Annotated in this window: 19 protein-coding genes; 15 read left to right on the top strand and 4 right to left on the bottom strand. The window is 46.8% G+C overall.

Going from position 1 to position 21403, the window contains the following annotated elements; genetic code table 11:
* Window positions 1-70 precede the first annotated feature (70 nt).
* The 6 genes from FCU94_RS07835 (at window position 71) to FCU94_RS07810 (ending at window position 6681) form a co-directional block, all read left to right on the top strand.
* On the top strand, window positions 71-1465 hold the full coding sequence (locus FCU94_RS07835) for a di-heme oxidoreductase family protein (protein ID WP_176287978.1): 1395 nt from the start codon (window positions 71-73) through the stop codon (window positions 1463-1465).
* An 8-nt stretch (window positions 1466-1473) separates the two neighbouring features.
* Window positions 1474-2505 carry an imelysin family protein gene (locus FCU94_RS07830; RefSeq protein WP_176287977.1) on the top strand — a complete coding sequence of 344 codons (1032 nt, stop codon included), beginning with the start codon at window positions 1474-1476 and terminating at the stop codon, window positions 2503-2505.
* The gene (locus FCU94_RS07825) at window positions 2495-3571 is read left to right on the top strand and encodes a DUF1513 domain-containing protein (protein ID WP_176287976.1); all 1077 of its coding nucleotides are present in this window, start codon (window positions 2495-2497) and stop codon (window positions 3569-3571) included. The genes FCU94_RS07830 and FCU94_RS07825 overlap by 11 nt, the downstream gene beginning before the upstream one ends.
* A 105-nt stretch (window positions 3572-3676) precedes the next feature.
* A complete protein-coding gene (locus FCU94_RS07820; protein WP_176287975.1) occupies window positions 3677-5230 on the top strand; it encodes a L,D-transpeptidase family protein in 1554 nt (517 codons plus the stop codon).
* Window positions 5231-5415: 185 nt separating this feature from the next.
* Window positions 5416-5958 (top strand): DUF882 domain-containing protein, encoded by a 543-nt coding sequence (locus tag FCU94_RS07815; RefSeq protein WP_176287974.1) that lies wholly within the window; start codon window positions 5416-5418, stop codon window positions 5956-5958.
* A gap of 66 nt (window positions 5959-6024) precedes the next feature.
* A complete protein-coding gene (locus FCU94_RS07810; RefSeq protein WP_176287973.1) occupies window positions 6025-6681 on the top strand; it encodes an MBL fold metallo-hydrolase in 657 nt (218 codons plus the stop codon).
* Between the two features lie 51 nt (window positions 6682-6732).
* On the opposite strand, the gene FCU94_RS07805 is transcribed toward FCU94_RS07810, so the two are convergent.
* Window positions 6733-7413, bottom strand: coding sequence for a DUF2982 domain-containing protein (locus FCU94_RS07805; protein ID WP_176287972.1), 681 nt, complete (start codon window positions 7411-7413; stop codon window positions 6733-6735).
* Window positions 7414-7633: 220 nt separating this feature from the next.
* Between FCU94_RS07805 and FCU94_RS07800 the strand changes: the two genes are divergently transcribed.
* The 7 genes from FCU94_RS07800 (at window position 7634) to FCU94_RS07770 (ending at window position 14212) form a co-directional block, all read left to right on the top strand.
* Window positions 7634-8008, top strand: a complete 375-nt coding sequence (locus tag FCU94_RS07800; RefSeq protein WP_176287971.1) for a MarR family transcriptional regulator — start codon at window positions 7634-7636, stop codon at window positions 8006-8008.
* 387 nt (window positions 8009-8395) lie between these two features.
* Window positions 8396-9484 carry a TRAP transporter substrate-binding protein gene (locus FCU94_RS07795; RefSeq protein WP_176287970.1) on the top strand — a complete coding sequence of 363 codons (1089 nt, stop codon included), beginning with the start codon at window positions 8396-8398 and terminating at the stop codon, window positions 9482-9484.
* A gap of 107 nt (window positions 9485-9591) precedes the next feature.
* Entirely contained in the window at window positions 9592-10125 is a 534-nt protein-coding gene (locus tag FCU94_RS07790) for a TRAP transporter small permease subunit (RefSeq protein WP_176287969.1), read from the top strand.
* A 12-nt stretch (window positions 10126-10137) separates the two neighbouring features.
* On the top strand, window positions 10138-11421 hold the full coding sequence (locus FCU94_RS07785; protein WP_176287968.1) for a TRAP transporter large permease: 1284 nt from the start codon (window positions 10138-10140) through the stop codon (window positions 11419-11421).
* An 89-nt stretch (window positions 11422-11510) separates the two neighbouring features.
* Window positions 11511-12875: a cache domain-containing protein gene (locus FCU94_RS07780; protein ID WP_176287967.1), complete on the top strand. Its 1365-nt coding sequence runs from the start codon at window positions 11511-11513 to the stop codon at window positions 12873-12875.
* On the top strand, window positions 12868-13506 hold the full coding sequence (locus tag FCU94_RS07775) for a response regulator (protein ID WP_176287966.1): 639 nt from the start codon (window positions 12868-12870) through the stop codon (window positions 13504-13506). The genes FCU94_RS07780 and FCU94_RS07775 overlap by 8 nt, the downstream gene beginning before the upstream one ends.
* A gap of 103 nt (window positions 13507-13609) precedes the next feature.
* Window positions 13610-14212, top strand: coding sequence for a 2OG-Fe(II) oxygenase (locus FCU94_RS07770; protein WP_176287965.1), 603 nt, complete (start codon window positions 13610-13612; stop codon window positions 14210-14212).
* Here the strand turns inward: FCU94_RS07770 and FCU94_RS07765 are convergent.
* On the bottom strand, window positions 14209-15075 hold the full coding sequence (locus FCU94_RS07765) for a patatin-like phospholipase family protein (RefSeq protein WP_176287964.1): 867 nt from the start codon (window positions 15073-15075) through the stop codon (window positions 14209-14211). The genes FCU94_RS07770 and FCU94_RS07765 overlap by 4 nt on opposite strands.
* Before the next feature lie 272 nt (window positions 15076-15347).
* Between FCU94_RS07765 and FCU94_RS07760 the strand changes: the two genes are divergently transcribed.
* Complete coding sequence (locus FCU94_RS07760; RefSeq protein ID WP_176287963.1) at window positions 15348-15569, top strand: hypothetical protein; 222 nt, start codon at window positions 15348-15350, stop codon at window positions 15567-15569.
* A gap of 100 nt (window positions 15570-15669) precedes the next feature.
* On the opposite strand, the gene FCU94_RS07755 is transcribed toward FCU94_RS07760, so the two are convergent.
* Together FCU94_RS07755 and FCU94_RS07750 are read right to left on the bottom strand one after the other, a co-directional pair.
* Window positions 15670-16947 (bottom strand): HD-GYP domain-containing protein, encoded by a 1278-nt coding sequence (locus FCU94_RS07755; protein ID WP_176288357.1) that lies wholly within the window; start codon window positions 16945-16947, stop codon window positions 15670-15672.
* A gap of 201 nt (window positions 16948-17148) precedes the next feature.
* Window positions 17149-19038, bottom strand: a complete 1890-nt coding sequence (locus tag FCU94_RS07750) for a pyridoxal-dependent decarboxylase (protein WP_176287962.1) — start codon at window positions 19036-19038, stop codon at window positions 17149-17151.
* Between the two features lie 401 nt (window positions 19039-19439).
* Between FCU94_RS07750 and FCU94_RS07745 the strand changes: the two genes are divergently transcribed.
* Window positions 19440-21332 (top strand): methyl-accepting chemotaxis protein, encoded by a 1893-nt coding sequence (locus FCU94_RS07745; protein ID WP_176287961.1) that lies wholly within the window; start codon window positions 19440-19442, stop codon window positions 21330-21332.
* Window positions 21333-21403 lie beyond the last annotated feature (71 nt).

Genomic DNA, 21403 nt, shown 5'->3' with positions numbered 1-21403 from the left:
TTTATCTGTAAGTATTTGAGAATAATTACCATTTAAGTTGTACGGTTTCTGCCGTTTAGTGAGCCATCGCATGCAGTCTTTTATCAAACCCGTAGCTGTTCTTTGTTTTGCTCTAGGTGTAAGTAACCCTAGTGTCGCGTATGACGTTAAATCAGGTGGCGACACCTCTGTGCAAAAGCAGGGAGCCAACGCTTACTCTTTGCCCGCGGCAAATTTGCCGATGTCAAAGCGCCTCGACTTTAGTGTCGGCAATAGTTTTTTTCGTAATCCTTGGGTTCAAGCGCCCGCATCAACCGATGCTCGAGATGGTCTAGGCCCTCTGTTTAATACCAACGGCTGTCAAAACTGCCATATCAAAGATGGGCGAGGGCACCCTCCAGAAAAAGGCGATTTACACGCGGTTTCTATGTTGGTTAGGCTGAGTATTCCGGCGATGACCGCAGAACAAAAAAAAGCCTTCATTAAAGATGGCGTCATCCCTGAACCGACTTATGGTGGTCAGTTGCAAGATTTTGCCCTGCAAGACCAAACACCAGAGGGCAAGATAAATATCCATTATACGCCAGTTCCAGTGACCTTTACCGACGGTACACAAGTTACGTTGCGAAAACCTGAAGTTCGGATTACCAACTTGGGCTATGGCCCAATGCATCCTGAAACCCAGATGTCAGCACGCGTTGCACCGCCAATGATCGGTCTGGGCTTATTAGAAACGATCGCCGATGAAACGCTACTGGCTTGGGCCGATGAAAATGACAACGATGGCGATGGTATCTCAGGGAAAGTCAATCGAGTGTGGGATGTTCGCTCTGGCGACTTTGCACTGGGGCGTTTTGGCTGGAAGGCTGGTCAACCAAACTTAATGCAGCAAAATGCTGCCGCGTTTAACGGTGATGTCGGATTAACGAGTCAGTTATTTCCTCACGAAAACTGTACCGCTAAACAATCGATTTGTGCTGATATGCCAGACGGCGGCGATGTGGAAGTAAGCGATAATATTTTAACGTTTGTCGAGTTCTACTCGCAGCATTTAGCGGTACCAATGCGGCGAAAAACCCAAGATCCACAAGTCCAGTTAGGTCAACGCTTGTTTGCCAAAGCCGGATGTGACAGTTGCCATAAGCCGATAGTGAAAACGGCGAAGCGCGAAGGGCTGCCCGCACTCTCTGAGCAGACGATTCACCCCTACACCGACCTGTTATTGCATGATATGGGACCAGGGTTGGCAGACAATCGCCCTGAATACCTCGCCAATGGACAAGAGTGGCGGACTGCGCCTCTTTGGGGGATTGGCTATACCGAAGAGGTGAATGGCCACAGTTACTTTTTGCATGATGGCCGAGCGCGCAACTTAATGGAAGCGGTGTTGTGGCACGGCGGTGAGGCGCAAGCTGCTCAAAAGAAAGTGTTAACATTTAATCAAAAAGAGCGTGAAGCGTTAATCGCTTTTCTCAACTCTCTATAGGGTATGACATGAAAACAAAACGTATCTCAACCGGGGCTCTACTGACTCTTGCCTTGTTTGGCTGTCAAACGTCAAGCGATGAACGGTTAGTGTTTGAGAATACCAACCATATCAGCCAAAAGGTTTATGAAGTAGAGACAGAATTTGCAGGGCTTTTAAACACCCAAGCAACCAGCTTGTCACAGGTCATGTCGAAGTATTGTCAGCGGTCTGTTGATGTCGATACTGTCAAGCAACAGTGGCGGAAAACGATGCAAAGCTGGATGGCATTACAAGGTCAAGAACGCGGTCCACAGGCGGCACTGGCGCAAAGTTGGAATATGCAGTTCTGGCCTGATAAAAAAAATACCACCGGGCGCAAAATGCAACGCCTGATCGCAACCGAACAGAGTTGGACACAGGCGCAAATAGCGGCGCAAAGTGTAACGGTGCAAGGCCTTGGAGCAGTGGAATGGTTGCTTTATGACAATAAGTCTGATCTTGCGACTTCAGCGACCACCTGTCAGACGGCAATGGCGATTAGTGACAATATTCAACACAACGCGGCGCTAATTTTACAAGCATGGCAGCTCAATCCCTGGACTCAGTTGGATGCGAAACAGTGGCAGTCGGAGTACATCGCACTGCTGTCCAATCAACTTGAGTACAGCATGAAGAAAATGAGTCGTCCTCTGGCTAATTTTGGTCATCCACGCCCTTACTTTTCAGAGTCTTGGCGCTCACAGACTTCGATGCAGAATTTGTATGCAAACTTAGTCTCGATGCAGACGCTTTACTTGGCGCGAGGAGCGGGGCTAGACGCCATGTTACGTGATATGGACAAAGCCGCACTAGCAGATCGTATCGTCAACCAATTTGCGATGGCGATAGAAACTTGGCCGCGCGATAAAAGCCTATTTGAGTTGTTGCAAACTAAGCAAGGTTATCAATATGCCTATGCGCAGTATAACAAGCTAGAACAACTGAAATACCTCATCCATGAAGAGGTCGCGATTGAATTAGGTGTCGTCATAGGATTTAACGCAACTGATGGTGACTGATAATACCCGACGTTCATTACTTAAAGCCGCACTACTTGGTGCAGCTTATCCGTTATCCGCTTGCGTGAGCAGGACTTCAAGTGTCGCGAAGCCCGCCTTGATCGGCTGCTCTATCTCGGGGCGCGATCACTTTAACGCTGTGGTGGCAGACCAAAACGGTCAGCCACTGAGGACAATACCGTTACCAGAGCGCGGGCATGGCGTGGCCAGTCATGCCGCCTTAGGGCACGCCGTGGCATTTGCTCGTCGTCCCGGTCGTTACTTTCAGGTGTTTGACTACCGCAGCGGCGAATCGGTTAAGTTACGCAGTGCCGATCACAACCGACATTATTACGGGCATGGCGTCTATTCGAATGATGGGCAATGGCTCTACGCTACGGAGGGAGAGGCCTCTACTAGTCGCGGTATTATCGGGGTGTACGATGTGTTGGCGGGGTATGACAAAGTCGCTGAGTTTAGTGGCTTTGGCATTGGCCCCCACGAGGTTATCGTGATGCCAGATGACAAGCTCGTGATCGGCGTAGGTGGTGTTCATACTGATGGTCGAGCGCCGCTTAACCTAGACACAATGAAGCCGAGCTTGAGCTACTTAAATCGCAACGGTGAGTTAATCGAACAAGTGGGCTTGGGCGACCACAAACTGAGTATTCGCCACCTCGCTCATGACGGCGCAGACACCGTGTTATGTGGCCAACAATATCGGGGTGAGCCCGACGAGTACCCCGCGTTGTTGGCTATGCATACCGCGGGTGCTGAGTTGCTCTCTTTGCAAGCTGAACCCGAGCAATGGGCTCGTTTCAATCACTATATCGCTAGTATTGCGGCGACCGATCAGTGGATTTTAGCCACCTCTCCTCGAGGTAACTGCTATGGTATTTGGTCTAAGCAAACGCTAAAACTGGTTGAACTTGCCCCATTGCCTGATGCGTCCGGTGTTGTTGTGCAAGGTGATACGTTTAAAGTGAGCTCTGGCGCAGGGCAAGTGGTGTCACAACGCTCCCCAGACCAGAAACAAACCCATCAGTCTGGGATTCAATGGGATAATCACTGGTCGGTAATTGCTTAATATCGATAGAAAAACTTAGACACGGTTTAAACTCTTAGAAAGTCGTCACATCGGCGTCATTCATCTCTGCCATACTCATAGATGGGACGTGGTGGAGACGAATTGATGCAGAAATGGACTTGCTGGCTGTTGGTATTGTGCTTAGTACCAACCGGGGCGCTTTCGGGGCAGTACTTCAACCAAATTGGCTGGCTTGAGAGTGATAGTCAGCTTACAAAACTGTTGCAGTATCCGGCTGTGGTTGAGGATATCTATCGTAACAACAATACCCAGATGATCTGGTTTGATTTACAGCAGAGCAGCAAGCTCGAATTTCAGTTGGAAGTCATTCAACATGCGGGCTTTAGCCCGCTGTTCTCACGTCAACTGAGTTACCTTCAGTTTTATCGAAAAAGCAATCGTTGGTATGAATACGACATCCTCGCCACCGATACGCTATTGCTCTATCTCAGCTATGCGGAGCAAGCCAAGGTTCAAGGGCAGCGCTGGTTTTTTCAAACTAAGCTTAACCGCTCTTTACCTCTGCCACCAAATAGTGCACTTATCGCTATGCATCGAGCCATCGCCCAGCAGCAACTGGGTGAGCTTATTGATGCCTATACCCCCGACAACCGAGAATATCAAAAACTTGTCGATACCTATTTACACCTGATTAAGTATCAAAAACTCGACATTGCCACTTATCGTCAGCAGGGCTTAAAGCGAGTTGGGGATAAGCTCAATGACAGAGATGTGTTGCTCCAGCGCCTTGCTATGGTGGATGTTGGCCTATTTGAAGTCCGTAAAGATGTCAGTTGGTATGACCAATCTTTATTTGCGGCAATCCAACAGTTTCAAGAACTACATGGGCTTGAAGCCGATGGTATTATTGGCCCTGATACGGTGAGATGGCTCAATGTGCCGATTGAAAGACGTCTGGCGACGCTGGCTATCAATGCCGAGCGCATGCGCTACTGGCCGACACAGCGCGATACGATTATTGTGGTTAACGTGCCAAGCTTCCAAATGAAGTATTGGTCATCTGGCCAAGAAGTGTTTCATTCCAAAGTTGTGGTTGGCAAGAAAGCGCGTCCCACTCCAGTGATGAATACCAAGTTGGACTCCTTGATCCTCAACCCGACTTGGAATGTGCCATGGAAGATCATGGTGGAAGACATCATCCCCAAAGTGCAGCAAGACAAGCAGTATTTGACTAAACACAATATTCAAATTATCCCCAAATGGGGCTCGGATGTGGTGATAGATCCAAGCGATATTGATTGGGATAACCTTAAACCGAGCGCATTTCCCTACCGAATGACCCAGTTGTCAGGCAACGCCAATGCGTTGGGCTTGTATAAATTCAACACACCGAACCGACGGGCTATATACCTACACGATACACCGAGTAAAAATCTGTTTGCTCAAAATCAACGAGCGTTCAGTTCCGGCTGCATCCGGGTTGAAAATGCGGATGTGTTTGCCAATCTGCTGTTGGAGTCCCAAGGGTTGCAAATCGAATCGTCGACGCAATCAGAACCGTTACCCAACCAATCCATCCCACTTAAAAGCCGCATTCCTGTTCACATTATTTATCAAACGGCATGGTTTGAAGGGGGGGCAGTCCATTACCGGGAAGATATTTACCGCTTCGATAGATTTGGTTACACAAAAGGATAGGATTAACAGAATATTGACTTAGTCATGTACCAGTCTATTTTTCTTTGAGGTTCAATAACTAAGTAGATACAACCACAATTGACGCAGCTTTGAGCACGTTTTATGCATTTGCACTTCACTTGAGAGTTCGGTAGTGTCGCCTGCCGAATAGGTTTGGCAACTCAACATAGTGAAGGTAAAAGATTGTGGCGTTATCCCGACGAGATTTCTTAAAACTATCCGCAAGCGGCATAGTCATAGCAAGTTGTACGCCGAGTATCGCATTGGCTTCTTACCCAGAACCGCCGCGTTCCCTTGCTTTAACCAACTTGCATACTCAAGAAGCATTAGAAACCTGTTATTTTGATGGCGCGCAGTATGTGTCGCGTGAGCTGCGTCGTATCAACCATTTGTGCCGCGATTTTAGACGCAACGAGGTTCACCCGATGGACAAGCGTCTTTTTGACCACATTAGCTTGATCCAGGCCGAACTCGGCGTTGAAGCCGAAGTACAAATCATTTCAGGCTATCGCTCCCCTGCAACGAACGAAGCCCTGCGCAGTCGTTCTAGTGGTGTCGCTAAGAAAAGTTATCATATGCTAGGGCAAGCGATAGACTTTCGCCTCGATGGCGTTGAGCTCAAGCGGGTGAAAGACGTAACGCGTGAGCTCAAACTTGGTGGTGTGGGTTATTACCCACGGAGTAACTTTGTTCATATCGATACAGGCCCTGTTCGCTACTGGGCGTAGTCAGTTGTCAAATCGGCCTGCAAATGTCATAGTTCTGCCAGTTCAGAACTATATCAAGGTTTACCTATGTCGCTTAAATATCAAGTAGTACCCGTTACTTCGTTTTCTCAAAATTGTTCGATCGTTTGGTGTGATGAAACGATGGAAGGTGTGGTCGTAGACCCAGGTGGTGACGTAAAGCAACTGGCAGCACTGATTAATGAGCTAGGTGTCAAAGTGGTGAAATTAGTCCTAACTCATGGTCACCTTGATCATGTCGGTGGGACCGAGCCACTTGCACAAACGCTTGGTGGGGTTGACATTGTCGGGCCACATAAAGCGGACAACTTTTGGTTGCAGGGGCTAGAAGGGCAAAGCCAAATGTTTGGCTTTCCCTTAACGCAAGCGTTTGAACCAAATCAGTGGCTTGACGATGGCGATCAAGTTCATTTTGGTCACCAAGTGCTGGATGTGATTCACACCCCTGGTCATACTCCTGGTCACGTGGTTCTATTTAGCCAACAGGCGAAACTAGCGTTCGTCGGAGATGTTCTATTTAACGGCTCGGTGGGGCGCACAGACTTTCCTAAAGGGGACTTTGATACGCTTATTTCGTCGATTAAAACCAAACTTTGGCCGTTGGGGAATGATGTACGCTTTGTGCCGGGGCATGGCCCTGAGTCGACCTTCGGTCGTGAAAGAGCGAGTAACCCGTTTGTCGCCGACGAAATGCCACTCTACTAACCGAACACTTCTTATTGGTTCAATACGGCCGCAGGAGCGGCCGTATTCATTTTAAGCAGGCTCGCTAGGTTCCGGCTCTGCTGCTGCGAGGTAGCGCCTTGCGAGGCCAACAAATTCTTCAGGTTCACGGTCTAAATCTTGCGCGGCAATAAAAATGTCGTAGTCAAAATAGCGTCTTTGATAGCGCATTCTGTTGGCGAGCATAGCTTGCAGTCCTCTAAACTCTTGGCCCTCTGCATTGGTGTAGACTGAAGAATCGAGAACGATATCTTCGAATTGTGCCCCTTGCTTGTTTTGTCTCGCGCCTAAATAGAGCAGTGCGCGTTGGCTGAGTAAAATTTCAGTCGCGATCCGCGGACAAATGCTGTTGAGATAAGGAGAGTAGTGTTTAAGTTTGATGCCTATCCAAGGTATAGGCTGATGCCAACCGTCTTGGTTATAGGTGCAGATGCCAATACGTTGAATATTGCTCCACTTAACGACCCATCCGCCTTTAAACAAATGTTGCTGGAAGTGGGTGGCGGTCAGGGTAAACTTGACCGTGCTCTTTAGGATTAACAGATAGCCAAAGCCAATAAGGCAAGTAACAGAAACTATTGTAAGCAGCGCTTGCTGCCAGCCTGGGGCATATAGCATCAGAAACAGGCTACCGATGACTAAAAGCCCCGACATCCAACGCACAGTGATGGATGAAAAAACAAACGGCTGATTGGTGAGGTGTACGGTTTGCATAGGTTGCGGCTCGATGAGTTTAATACCTCTGTTTATATAATCAGTAGTCGAAGAATCGATCACTTTCAATACTGATTAAATTGTAGTCTGATACCCGCATATCGGGCACTTTTGTGCTAATAAGCCGCAGATGCCCTGTAAATTCAGCCAAAAATTTGCTATAAATCGCGCTTCAAATTTTCACCACTGCTACGTATGCAGTGAAATGGAGAAATACTCGATGAGACTTGCTCATAAGCGTAAAGTGCAGCTTAAACTGCAAAAGCGCATTAAAGCGACAGTTGCAAACGTAGAAGCAACACAGAAAGCGAAGCCTGCGGTTGAGAAAAAAATCGCGACTAAGCCAGCAGCTGAAAAAGTAGTAGCAGCGGTAAAATCAACTAACATCGCGCTGACTCCTAAGCAGCAACAAGTTTTAGATATCGTGGCGAAACAAGCCGACGGCATCAATCCGAAAGGTATCGGCCTAGCAGCGGGCCAAGAAGATGCAAAAGCGGCTTCTTGGGCAACGGGCGCTCTGAAAAAACTACTTGAAGAAAACTTGGTAGTGAAAGAGCAACTAGCCGGCAACAAAGTTATCTACAAAGCCGTTTAAGCGCCGCTAACTTGTCTATTACTGCTGTGAAAACAGCGACAGAAAGCCCTGACCTGTCAGGGCTTTTTCATTTCTCCAATCAATTATTAATATCTTTGTCACATTTGTTTTAAAAGATACACAACAATGCCTCGCGTTTATGACTACGTACTTTATGCGATGACTTCTTTTTGTTTTTCTTGATAACTTGTTGATATAACAACACCGAAAGGTAATTTCTGGCCGAAAGATTACGTAGTAATACGTAGGTCTTTAGTCTAACACTTGCTTTCATTGTTAAATTTTATCCGTGTTCACGCTGATTTTAACTTTGCCTGTGATGGATCATCCTTTAAGCGCTAAAGAACATATCTGAAAAGGTATGACCCGTTAACAAAGGACGTGAACATGAGTGTTATTAAAAAATCGCTAAAACGAGTTTTTAAAGGAACCGCTATGGCAGCCGCCTTGGCTGTAATGGCAACCTCTGCTTCTGCAGCGGAAAAAGTCTATCGCTTAAAGCTGGCTGAAACTTGGGGGCCAAACTTCCCAATTTTTGGTGATGCGACAAAAAATATGGCCAAGATGGCCGAAGAGATGTCAAATGGCCGACTTCAAATCCGTATCGATTCGGCGAACAAGCATAAAGCGCCTCTAGGTGTGTTTGATATGGTCAAGTCTGGTCAGTATGACATGGGCCACTCGGCGTCTTACTACTGGAAAGGTAAAGTGCCAAACACCTTGTACTTCACCTCAATGCCGTTTGGTATGCTGCCAACCGAACAGTACGCCTGGTTCTACTATGGCGGTGGTATGGAGTTGATGGAAAAAGTCTATGCTCCACACAATTTATTGTCGTTCCCAGGTGGTAACACAGATACCCAGATGGGTGGTTGGTTCCAAAAAGAGATCAACTCAGTCGAAGACCTACAAGGCCTGAAAATGCGCATCCCTGGTTTTGCGGGTGAAATTCTTGCCGAGCTAGGCGCTAAACCGACTAACATTGCGCCGGGTGAACTGTACACCTCGCTAGAACGTCGTACCATCGATGCTCTGGAGTGGGTTGGACCTTCTCTCGACTTACGTATGGGTTTCCACAAAATTGCGCCTTACTACTACACAGGTTGGCATGAGCCTGCGACCGAGCTGCAGTTCTTAGTCAACAAACGTGTATGGGATCGTCTACCAGCAGATCTTCAAGCCATCTTACGTGTAGCGATGAAGACCGCAGCTTACGACATGTATACCCAATCTAAGCACGAGAGTGGTAAGAACTGGGCGTCTATCAAGTCTGAATACCCGAACGTAATGGTGAAAGACTTCCCTGAAGAAGTCATGACCGCACTTCGTGAAGCGAATGATCGTTTGCTCAAAGATCACGCTGAGAAAGACGCAATGGCAAAAGAAATTCAAGAGTCTCAAGCGAACTACCTCAATCAAGTTCGCCCATGGTCTGACATTTCTCATCGCGCATACTTAAACAGCCAAGCACAATAATAATAGAAGTTGCTGGGTGACAGTGTCACCCAGCTCGAAGCCCAAGACATTTTATACTATTACGCCGCGTTTAAGCGGCGTTGATTCAGAATTCCATGGAGTAGGGAATGAGAAGCCTAATATATATCGAGCGAGCGTTTAATCGCTTTGGTGACTTCCTCGGATGGTTATCAAGCATTCTATTCATTTTGCTGCTTGCCAATGTCGTCTATGACGTGGTCATGCGTTACGCGTTTAATGATGTGTCGATTGCATTTCAAGAAATGGAATGGCACTTATTTTCAGCCGTGTTCCTTCTTGGCGTGCCGTACGCGATCAAGTCAGGCGGTCATGTTCGTGTCGACCTCTTTTACGAACGTCTCTCTCACAAGGCTCAAGCAATTATCGATCTACTTGGTACGCTAATATTTCTCTTCCCATTCTGCTTGCTCGTTGCTTATTACGGCATCGACTTTGCGCGTGAGAGCTACGAGTTGGGAGAAACGTCGGGTGATCCAGGTGGTTTGCCTTACCGTTGGATCATCAAAGCGATGATTCCCTTGTCCTTTTTCTTTATGGCAGTCAGTGGAGTGGGCTTGCTGCTTCACTCCATAAACAAAATTGTTAATCCACACCTCATATACGCTCAAGAGCAAAAATAAGGAGACAAAAAAATGGTCGGTATTGTAATGTTTTTTGTAGCCTTATTTGCGCTGCTACTTGGCTTTCCCGTGGCGTTTACCTTCGGTGGGATCGCGCTGATATTTGGCGTTTGGGCAGAAGGCATGGATATGTTTGCCTTTATGCCGTATCGAATTCAATCCATTATGGAGAACACCGTATTAATGGCGGTGCCTCTGTTTGTTTTTATGGGTCTAGTATTACAAAAGACTCGTCTGGCTGAACAATTGCTCGAGTCGATGGGTAAATTGTTTGGTGGAGTTCGTGGCGGGATTGCCATCTCAACCGTGCTGGTGGGAGCGTTGCTGGCTGCCTCGACGGGTGTAGTTGGTGCGTCGGTTGTCGCGATGGGCCTCATATCCTTGCCTGTTATGCTCAAATATAACTACGATAAAGGGCTTGCTTGCGGCACCATATGTGCGTCGGGAACCTTAGGTCAAATCATTCCTCCCTCTATTGTTCTTATTTTGCTTGGTGATGTATTAGGCGTGCCTGTTGGCGATTTATTCCAAGCTGCATTGTGGCCAGGACTGGTCTTGGTTGGTGCGTACGTGGTTTATATTCTCATTTACGCAAAAATGAATCCTGAAGCGGCACAAGCCATTCCGGCTGACGAAAATCTCAATCGAAAACAAGAAGTGATTGCTGCTCTCAAAGCGGTTGTGCCTCCTCTGGCCTTGATTGTCGTCGTGCTTGGATCAATTTTTGCGGGCGTGGCCACGCCGACTGAATCTGCGGCGCTAGGCGGTGCAGGGGCTATCGTGCTCGCGCTTCTCTATGGTCAATTTAGTTTTAACATGGTCTATGAAGCGGCAAAAGAAACAGTCAAAGTCACTGCAATGGTATTTGCTATCTTGCTTGGCGCGACCGCTTTTTCAATGGCGTTTACCTATACCGGAGGTGACTACTTAGTTGAAGAGTGGATGATGGAGATACCGGGTGAAAAATGGGGCTTCTTGATCATTACCATGCTGGTTATTTTGGTTCTGGGCTTTTTCATCGACTTCGTTGAAATCTGTTTTATTATCGTGCCAATCTTAGCACCAGTTGCAGAGTTACTTGGAATCAACATGACATGGTTCGCGATTCTTGTGGCGATGAACTTACAGACGTCGTTCTTGACACCTCCGTTTGGTTTCAGCTTGTTTTATCTCAAAGGGGTCGCACCCAATGGTGTCACTACTCGAGATATTTATCGTGGGGTAATGCCGTTTATCGCTATTCAGGTCTTGGTGCTCGCGTCCCTACTTGCGTTCCCTGGATTCTACGGAATGTGATCCCCGAGTTACGATTTAGCTATAACTCCTGCTAAAGTGAGGCTGCTTACCGCTGAGGTACGCAGCCTTTGTTTTTATTGGGGAAAAGGATGCCTCTACAAGCAAAACTGATACTACTGAGTTTGTTACCACTCTTGCTGGTCACGGCCTTGACCAGTTGGATCTCTATCCATCAAGCCAAAACCTTGGGCGAAAAGGAAATTCAGATATTTGAAGATGGGTTAATTCGTTCAAAAGAGACCGCGCTTAAAGACCATGTCGACCTTGCGTTTGATGCCATTGATCATATCTACAACGATATGAGCCTGGCAGAGCATGAAGCGAAAGAGCAAGTGAAAGAGGTATTGAATAAGCTTCGCTACGGCAAGGACAAGGACGGCTACTTTTTTGCTTACGACGAATCTGGTGTGAACTTAGTCCACCCGATCCAGCCCGAATTAGTCGGACAAAACTTGCTCCACATTCAAGATGAAAATGGCGACTACCTGATTGAAGCACTGCTTCACCAGGCACAGAGTGGGGGTGGTTTTCATCGCTATCTATGGCAGAAGCCTTCGACGGGCGAGAATGTGACTAAACTCAGCTACGCAGCGTGGCTTGATAAGTGGAACTGGATGGTGGGGACTGGGCTGTATATCGAAGATATTACTAATGAAGTCGCAAACTTAAAGTCAGAAGTAAAACGAAATATTGAAACGACTTTTTTCTCGGTGATCGTGATTATGAGTGTGACCGTAGGTGTCATAGTAGTGATCACTCTGGCGGTCAATCTTCATGAGCACCGTTTGGCAGACAAAAGCTTAAAAGAACTCGCGCATAAGACGGTTATGTTTCAGGAAGATGAGAAGAAACACCTTGCGAGAGAGTTACATGACGGTATTAACCAATTGCTGGTGTCGAGTAAGTGTCACCTCGAGCTATTAGCCAACAAAATTGAAGATGCGCCGCTTAAACAGCACCTAGCACAGTCCCAACAGTCATTGATGATGGCGATAAACGAAGTGAGACACATTTCCCACAACTTACGTCCCAGTGCTTTGGATGACATTGGACTAGAAGCTGCGCTCAACAGTCTACTGCTAGACTTCAAAGCTCACTCAGGAATTGATGTTGAAGCCACGCTGAAAACTCAACCGGCTGCTAAGCTACAATCTGAAGTGGCAACGACGCTCTATCGTGTTGCGCAGGAGTCTTTAACTAACATTGAAAAACACTCTCATGCTGGCAAGGTCAGTGTGATTTTGCAGCAGATGGGCACTATGCTGCAATTGATTATTCGTGATGATGGCGTTGGGTTCGACGTCAACGCCACGATGAGAAAAAGTGGCATCGGTTTACGTAACATGCGTGAGCGGGTGGAGTTTATAGGCGGTGAACTCGATATCGAGAGCGAACCAGGCTTTGGAACAGAAATTACTGTGCTGCTAGAGTTGGACGGATTAGTTTATGGATAAACCGATTAAAGTTGTTATTGTTGACGATCATCAGGTGGTGTTAGACGGGTTTAAAGCACGTCTTCAAACAGAGTCTGGCATCGATGTGGTAGGTTGTGCTAGTAACGGCCTCGAAGCAATTGATGTGGTTAAAGCACTCCAACCCGATGTAGTTCTGATGGATGTCAGTATGCCGCTAATGAACGGTATTGATGCCACACGCGTAATCAAAGAATCGATGCCAGAAGTCAAAGTCTTGATGCTGACCATGCATGATAACCGCGAATACATCATGAAGGTAATGCAAGTAGGCGCTGTGGGGTACATGCTGAAAGAAATCTGTGCTCAGCGTATGGTGCAGGCGATTAAAACCGTCTATCAAGGTTCGACTTATTTTTGCGAATCAGTCACGCAAACGCTGTTTTCTCAAGAGGTGATTCCAACGGCGCAAAAGCCTAATCCGCTAAGCCGTCGTGAAGAAGCGATCCTTAAGCTAGTGGCAGAAGGGAATAGCAGCAAAAAAATCGCTTCCCTTCTAAACATTAGCTATCGCACTGTCGAGACTCATCGGCAAAATATCAAACATAAATTGGACCTACACAGTACGGCCGAGCTAGCGAAATATGCGCTAGAACAAGGGATTGTGGCTTAACTGATTGATAGTTTTGTCGTGACGACAATTAATCTGAGTTGTCCTAGCTCTTTGTGGGTGTGTATAAGCGTGTCCCAACTCGCTTATATGGACCTACCAGCAAATGAATCAACTTATCGATGCGTTATTTACCCGTGGTTATTATATTTGGGATGATTTTCTCCCAAGCAGGGAAGTTGAACGCTTGCGTGATTGCATTCCAGAGCAGTGGAGAAAAGCGCGTATTGGGCGTAACGATGAGGCTATCCGAGCCACTTCCGTTCGTAGCGATAAAATTCAATGGCTTAATCCCGGCATGGGGGATCCTGTTAGTGCTTACTTGGATAAAATGGAACACATTCGTCTCGAAGTGAATCGACATTTCTTTCTCGGTCTATTTGAGTATGAAGCACACTTTGCAAAATACGAGTGTGGCGATTTTTATCAAAAGCATTTAGACAGTTTCAAAGGCAATGAAAATCGGCGACTAACCACCGTATTTTACATGAACGAAGCGTGGCAGCCGCAGGACGCGGGAGAGTTGGTTATCTACGACCTTCAAGACCGTCAACTTGCGACAGTTGAGCCCAAAGCTGGTCGTCTGTTGGTATTTTTCTCAGAACAGTTTCCTCACGAAGTAAAGCCTACGAATACCGAGCGCTATAGTATCGCAGGTTGGTTTCGTGTTAATGGCGTGAGTGGCAACTCTCTCGATATCGCTAACTAAACGCAAAAGTGACAGTTCTCATTAGTTAAGCCATGTAAACCCTGACGGTTGGCGAGGTGTTTTTTTCCTTCCTCTAGGCCAATTTTATAGCCAGCCTCAAGCAGGCCTAGGTCCATCGTTAAGCGTTTGACCGCAAAATTTTCCGGCGGCGCGATGACACGAATGATGGCATCGTTAGGTGGGCGACGGATAAATTCAAGCGATTGGTTGTAACGCCTTGCGCGTTCCACCATCGCTTGGCCGACCTTTGGATATCTCTTTAGCAGCCCCTTAAACAGCAAGGCACTTTTGCGCTCTGGCATTTGATAGTTAAGCGGATGAGAGAGGACAACGGTGATCTCTCGAGCACCGCGTTGGTAAGCTTCTTTCACGGGAATAGAGTCGGCTACGCCACCATCGGTATAGCATTGACCTGAAAAACAAGGCGTTTGCTTATAGACAATCGGCAACGCACTGGTGGCTTCTAATACTTGGCTGAGGTTGTTTGGCGTCACCTTGTAATAATCTGCTCTGCCCGTTGCTACATTAGTTGTCGTTGCCAGTAGGGGCGTGTTGCCAAATAGTGTTTTCTTGTCGAGTGGATAGTGACGCTCAGACTGGGTTACCAACCATTTCACATTGACCAGACTTCCCCCGGTTAAAAAGCGTTTCGGGCTATAAAATAGCGAGTTTGTCGCTAGGCGAGTGATCACTTGATGGCTGCGTCCGTGCTGTTTCGCCAAAAAGCCAACGAGATTAGAAGCGCCCGCTGATACACCGATCGCGAGATCGTAGGGGTTGTAATCGTGGTTCAAAAACTGGTCTAACACACCAGCTGCGAATATCCCACGCATCGCACCACCCTCAACAACGATCGCCTTCATTTTTAATCCCCCAACCTCAAGAATAATGCACTCAGTCTATTGATGGAGAAGGGGATTTAAAAATGGATGGTACAAATCACTGCGATAGAGCCCACCTATCAATAGGAGATACCAATTTCAACGATTGACATAGACTGGTTTTGCTCGCGTAACACTTTTTATACCTTAATAAACAGAAAGATATACTTAATACTGTTTTTATGACCAGTGTTTATTGCGTTAGCCAATAACTTAACTATACTGGATATAGGTACAGGTAAAAGGAGGTGTGTATGTTGTTAGAAACCATCGAACGTGTAAACCGCCTACGCCAACAAGCGCTTAATGACCCTAAATTTCTCCATTCTGCAAAAGAGCACGAGAAGGCGTTGAAGTCACAAACTCACCGCGGTACTCATTCAACTCAAAAAACTCAAGCGCGTAAAGAGCGTCGCTTGGCAGACATATATCAACAAGCTGAGTTTGGTCAGCCGAGTGACAATGCTACGCACTAAAGTGAAAAGCAAGCTGAGGTCATAAAATGAAGGCCAAACGCGCTACAGATGGGATAGCCAGCCTTCCTGTCTGTAGCGGTTCATGACACGGTAGACTCAATCAAAGTTCTGGTACTTCTACATTGGTCGACGTCGATATTTGGTAGTAGCGGTCTAGGTGTTCACTCAGGTGCTGGAACACATGTTGATCAAGAAGGCCTGCGTCAACCATAGGTTTAATAATATCGACGATTTCTTGTGCGCTTAAACGGCCCCGATAAGGGCGGTCTTGAGACAAGGCTTGGAAAATATCGGCGACAGCGATAATTCGCGACGGTAAGTCTAGCTCATTCGCCGTTTTGTTATATGGGTAGCCCGTCCCATCCAGCTTCTCGTGATGATTGGAAGCCCATTCGCCTATCTTTGAACACGGGAAGACCATTTGTAGGGCAATTTCAGTATCAATCGTGTGTCGTTTGATATGAATGTACTCTTCTTGAGTGAGTTTGCCAGGTTTATGCAGGATGTCATCAGGTGTTCTCAGCTTGCCAATATCATGGACAAGCCCCGAAACATATAACATGCGTGCGGTAGTTATAGGTAAATTGAGTCCTTGTGCTAGATAGAAGCAGAGCTCTGCAACTTTGAGAGAGTGCTGATAAGTAAATGGACTTTTGGCATCGACGATGCCCGCAATAAAACGGCCTAACTGAATCAGGTCTTGCATAGATAAGTTTTTCTGTAGCCATTCTAAGTGAGTGAACTGCAGAGGAATCGACTCGATATTTTCTGGTTCCATTGCAAACCAAAAACCGTCTTTCTCCACTAATTCATTGAGCACCTTGACATATTCAGGGCGAAAAAGTGTGCCGCTTCGTCTCGTCAACTCGTTTGAAATTTCGCATTTATTTAAGGTGACCAAGTCGGAACTTTCAGCCTTGGAATACTGCGCACGAAGGAAATCGAGCCTGTCTGAGATAAACACCAAGGCGGCAATATCTTTTTCAAATGATGGTAGCTCAATGTCTTTTAATAGTTCCCAGTGAGTGTGATGATGAAGAATGATAGGGGCAAATTGAGTCAGTAACTTGCAGTTATTTAATGCGTGATAGCCGATGGAACAATGGGTTTGAACATGGGTAGGGATGATTTCACTGATCAAATTTTTGTGTTCATTGGTTTGTGAAACGCCGCAATCATGAATCAACCCAGACAGGAAGGTAAATTCTTGCTTTTGTACTGGCCAGTTGAGACGTTTCGCACATTCATGCGCGATGTAAGCGACGCGATGATTGTGGTGAATATCATCAATCCCGACATAGTCCAGTGCACGCGCGACCCAAACTAGGGCGTGCTTGAGGTCGACAGAAAAAGAATCAGCAATTTTCGCTTCTACCATATCCACTGATATCCGTCCTTGCAGTAATTAATTATATCTATCGAAAGAGTAGTTTACCTCCCTGCAAGCACGAGTGATGCCGCTCAAATTTAACGCAATTGAGTGAATAAGCTTAGCCACTGATTTGATGGCTCAAAAACAGCGCCCCAATGATGACAGAGCCATATTGGGACGCCTTCTGGCTAATAGATTTCTAACTCTTTAACGAAAAGACCTCCCCCTGAGCGGTAGCCTCATTTGTTTGAGTGCGTTCTTAACTCTGGGTTTGACGGTTTGGGTGTTGACGATCGTTTTAAACATCGACGGATCAAACGCATCCTCCTGCATCAGATCTTCGCACAGGCAATCAATCAGTGACTTGTCTACATCCCACATAGTGAAAAGGTGGACATAGTTCAAAATCTGGGTGTCAGCATCCTGATCACATGAGATGGGCTGTGAGATTGTCTCTTTTGCCAGCGAATAGCGGAAAATGATCTCCTCGTTAGGTTGAAGGAAAATAAGAGACAGAGAAAGTGGAGTGCGCTGCAGTCGCAGATCTAACCCTTTGGAGAGCCAATGCTTAGCGACGATACCCAACTGCTCTTCTGCATATCGTGCGACTTCTTGACCTTGCATTGCCAACTTAATTTGGTCGCTATAACTGTTACGCGCAAAGTACTCCCAAAGTACGAGGGGGGAAAGCCCGTTTCTTGACCCTGCAAAGGTGGTATCGGGTGAGCCGATATACTCAGGGTTATCTGGTGGTGAGACCATAAATTTCTGTTTAGTCATATAGACGCCAGTTGGCCATGGTGCGCCCGGCCATTTGTGTCCACTGGTGACGATAGAGTGAACCATCGGGTTTTTAAAGTCGAAATCAGGGCCTGTATAGCCATCATTTTGTTTAAAAAACGACTGATACTCAGGGCACTCTTTCGCCATTTTGATAAAAGGTAGATAGCTCGCTCCGAGCGCACCATCAATATGGAGCCAATAACCTGTGCGTGTTTCATAGCCGCTGCTAGGGTCCTCGGGGTCTACGGGAACCTCTCTTTGCCACAAATTATTGCGTTTTAGGATGGGCTCTAGGCGTTGCGTGACTTGAGATACATCGTCATAGGCGCCTTTAAAGGTAGTGCCGCAGTTAAGCACTAGCAGTATTGGGTAGCCTCTGTCTGCGAAAAACTCGACATATTTGACTAGTTCGTCGACATCAATCGCCCCACTACTGACTCGGAGTTTTCCCGAGGGAGGAGGAGGCGTAGAGCCCACTTCACTTGGCCATGGTTGACCTTGATTGACAGGGTTTTGGTCGGGGTAGAGTCGATTTCCCAGTTCGCCGAAGGTTTCTATTTTTTCAACCGCCATTGCTTTGACAATTGAATAGTGAGTGTCTTCCGAGAAGAAGGCCACAGGTGTGTACGCATTGGGATTGCATTTCGGAGGGCAAGGGTGATGCGCATAAACTTGGCAGTTAGTGATTTGGTCTCCATCATTGGTCTCACTGCGAACCTCTTCCTCCAGCAGCATGACGCCACTGAGATAATCGCGAGCATTAAGCATGGCGTAAAGGTTGCCCTCTGTACTCCCCATAGTTAGTACATACCCCCAGTAACTCTCAGGGTCGCCTTTTTGAAACTGACCCTTTTCATCGATGTAAGGCCCTTGTGATGGCCATTTTGCGTTCCAAAGCGATGCGTAATAATCGAGAACGGAGCGCTCGACACACTTGGAGTTGATGGTGTAGTTGCCGTTAACAAACGGGTCACCGACGTTGTTCAGACTGACATTCAGAAAGGGGGATAAGCGGTCTTGATAGTGAATGTTTTCCTCTGTTTGATAGCCCAAGAATCGTGCTTTTTGAGAATCGACGTAGGACAGCAATTGCTGATAGACGCTCTCTTGCTCGGTACTGTTTTGACCCGTGGGAGGTATTTCGACGTCGAAGCCGTTGATGGCTTGTTCGGTGTAGTGAAAGTCGTAGTTGCGCTCTGCATAAACATCGACGGGATTGGCACTGGGTGCGGAGATGTGCGTCAGTGCAAAGTCGGGCACCTGATCAGACCAAGGTAACTGGCTTGGTCCATAGGGTATTTTGTTGTCACTCATTTTTTGCTCCAAGGTTTTTATCTCTAGTATCCGGAACAAGTAGCGAGAGAGTTTTTCGCTACCTAGCCAACGCGAATTAGACGCGTATAGCTGACTATAGACATAGCAATCTGATGAGCCGGTAAGATTTGATTGAATTATGAACAAAGTCGCATATATCTAACTCGGAAATGAGTGATTGGTAATTAAGGGTGTTTTTTGAAGGATTATCATTAAAAAAAGTTGATCTAACGCTGACTAACAACTAAATCTTCAATAATTAACCTGGTTGCATATGGCGGTCGGGTTGTTGGCTAGGTGATGGTTTGGTTGTTCGTGATTCGAACAGTGAAAATAACAATGAGTTCAACCAATCATCATGCTCAATTTCCGTTTTGGCTCGCTTGCGTGTGAGGTATAGGATGACTTTAGGCTTTAAATCGAGAATATATATTGGCGTGGGTACGCTTGTCGCTGTGTCTTTGATTGTTCTAGGAACCTTGAACATGTTAGCGATGAGGGACGAAATGATACAGGGCTTAGTTTCAAAAACGGCCGACAAACTCAGCTTTCATGTGGCTGAACTTGAGCAGATGATGACGTTCAAAGTCGACGCGATAGAACGGGGGGCCGAGAGCTTTAATCTCGCACTAGATGACAGCGACAACCAAAGGCTGGTTTCTTTGTTAGCCGACAGTGCCTCAATCTCTAATGTGATCATGACCTATGAAGATGGCCGCAGCTATATGTCGCTGGATGGGGCTAAATACGATTTTCGTAGCAGAGATTGGTATCAACAAGCAAAAACAGCCAATGGTGTGACGCTTACTGGCGTCTATCAGGATCAGGTCACCCAAAAGAAAGTGGTGAGTGTAACGATGCCGGTAAAACAGAACGGAGAGTTTATTGGTGTGTTATTGGGTGATATCCAGCTGGGTGATGTGATTACCTCTGTCAGTAATATGCGTTTTGCTGGTGGCGCTGCGACGTTAACCGATAACAACGCAGTCTTTTTCGCCAGTGATGACCCTAACGATATCGGTAAAACACCGTCACAAATTAGTGGCAACTTCGCTGAGATGGAGAGGTTATTTTTTACAGAGCAATCAGGGCACCTCACATTTCCATACTTAGGCATTCAGTTTGATGGTTACTTTGAACGAGTCAATCTGACCCCCGATATGTACTGGACCTTAATGGTTTTCGTCGACCAAGCATCAGCTCTGACCGATGTGTACTCTGCTATGTATAAGTCTGTTGTGACAGGAGGGATACTACTCTTGGTGAGCTGCGGAGCCATCTTTGCCATCTTACATTATGCGTATAGACCGCTGCTGCGTTTAAAGTCTGCAGTGTTAGACCTGTCTCAAGGGAATGGTGACTTGACCCAACGGCTGCAAGTCGAAGGAGAAGATGACCTAGCTCAGATCAGTAGTGGGTTTAATCAGTTTGTCTCCAACTTGCAACAGATGATGTTGCAGATCTCCCAGGCTAGTCAAAACATCTCTGTCAGTGTTAAGCAACTCGGCGCTACAGCTCGTGAAAATGAATCCAAGTTGATGACCCACTCGAGCGAAACAGAACAGGTAGTGACCGCGATTACAGAGATGAGTGAGAGTGCACGAACTGTCGCCGAGAACGTGAATCAGTCGAACCAAATTACCGACGCTGCGAGCAAAGAAGCGGAGTCTTCTTTGATTATCGTTAATAACGCTGTGAGCACGGTCAGTGCACTAGTGACTGAGGTTGAAGACATGTCTAATAGCATTTTGCGCATGAACCAAGATGCCAACAAGATCAGTAATGTGCTCAATGTGATTGGTGAAATTTCTGAGCAGACCAATTTGCTTGCACTGAATGCTGCTATCGAGGCTGCGCGTGCAGGGGAGCAAGGACGGGGTTTTGCGGTTGTTGCTGATGAGGTGCGGGCCTTAGCGGGACGGACACAGAACAGTACAATGGAAATATCGGACATGCTTAGCCAGTTGCTTGGAGGAACAGAGGGTGTGGTAAAAGCGATGGACTCGACTAAGAAGCAATGCCAAGAAACCGCGGAGAAAACGGCCGAGGTTTCGGAAAGCTTGACCGTTATGAGTGGCTCAGTAAAAGAAATTGATGATGTTAGCATTCAAATTGCGGCAGCCACGGAGGAACAAAGTACCGTTGCTGAAGAGCTTAGCCGCAATATGCTCTCAATTCGAGATATTGTTGAGTCACTAGTCACTAGTGGTCAGCAGACTGTTCAAGCGACAGAGTTGCTCAATGACACGAATGACGATCTAAAACGTCAAGTGGCTAACTTCAAACTGAGCTGATCCACTAGGACTGGCAAAGGCCTGACTTAGCTATAAACTATGGCTAAGTCGGGCCTTTATAGTTTGGTCTG

The sequence above is a fragment of the Vibrio sp. JPW-9-11-11 genome (assembly GCF_013369335.1).
In the GTDB taxonomy this organism is placed as follows: Bacteria; Pseudomonadota; Gammaproteobacteria; order Enterobacterales; family Vibrionaceae; genus Vibrio.
This window is presented reverse-complemented; position numbering and strand designations above follow the sequence as displayed.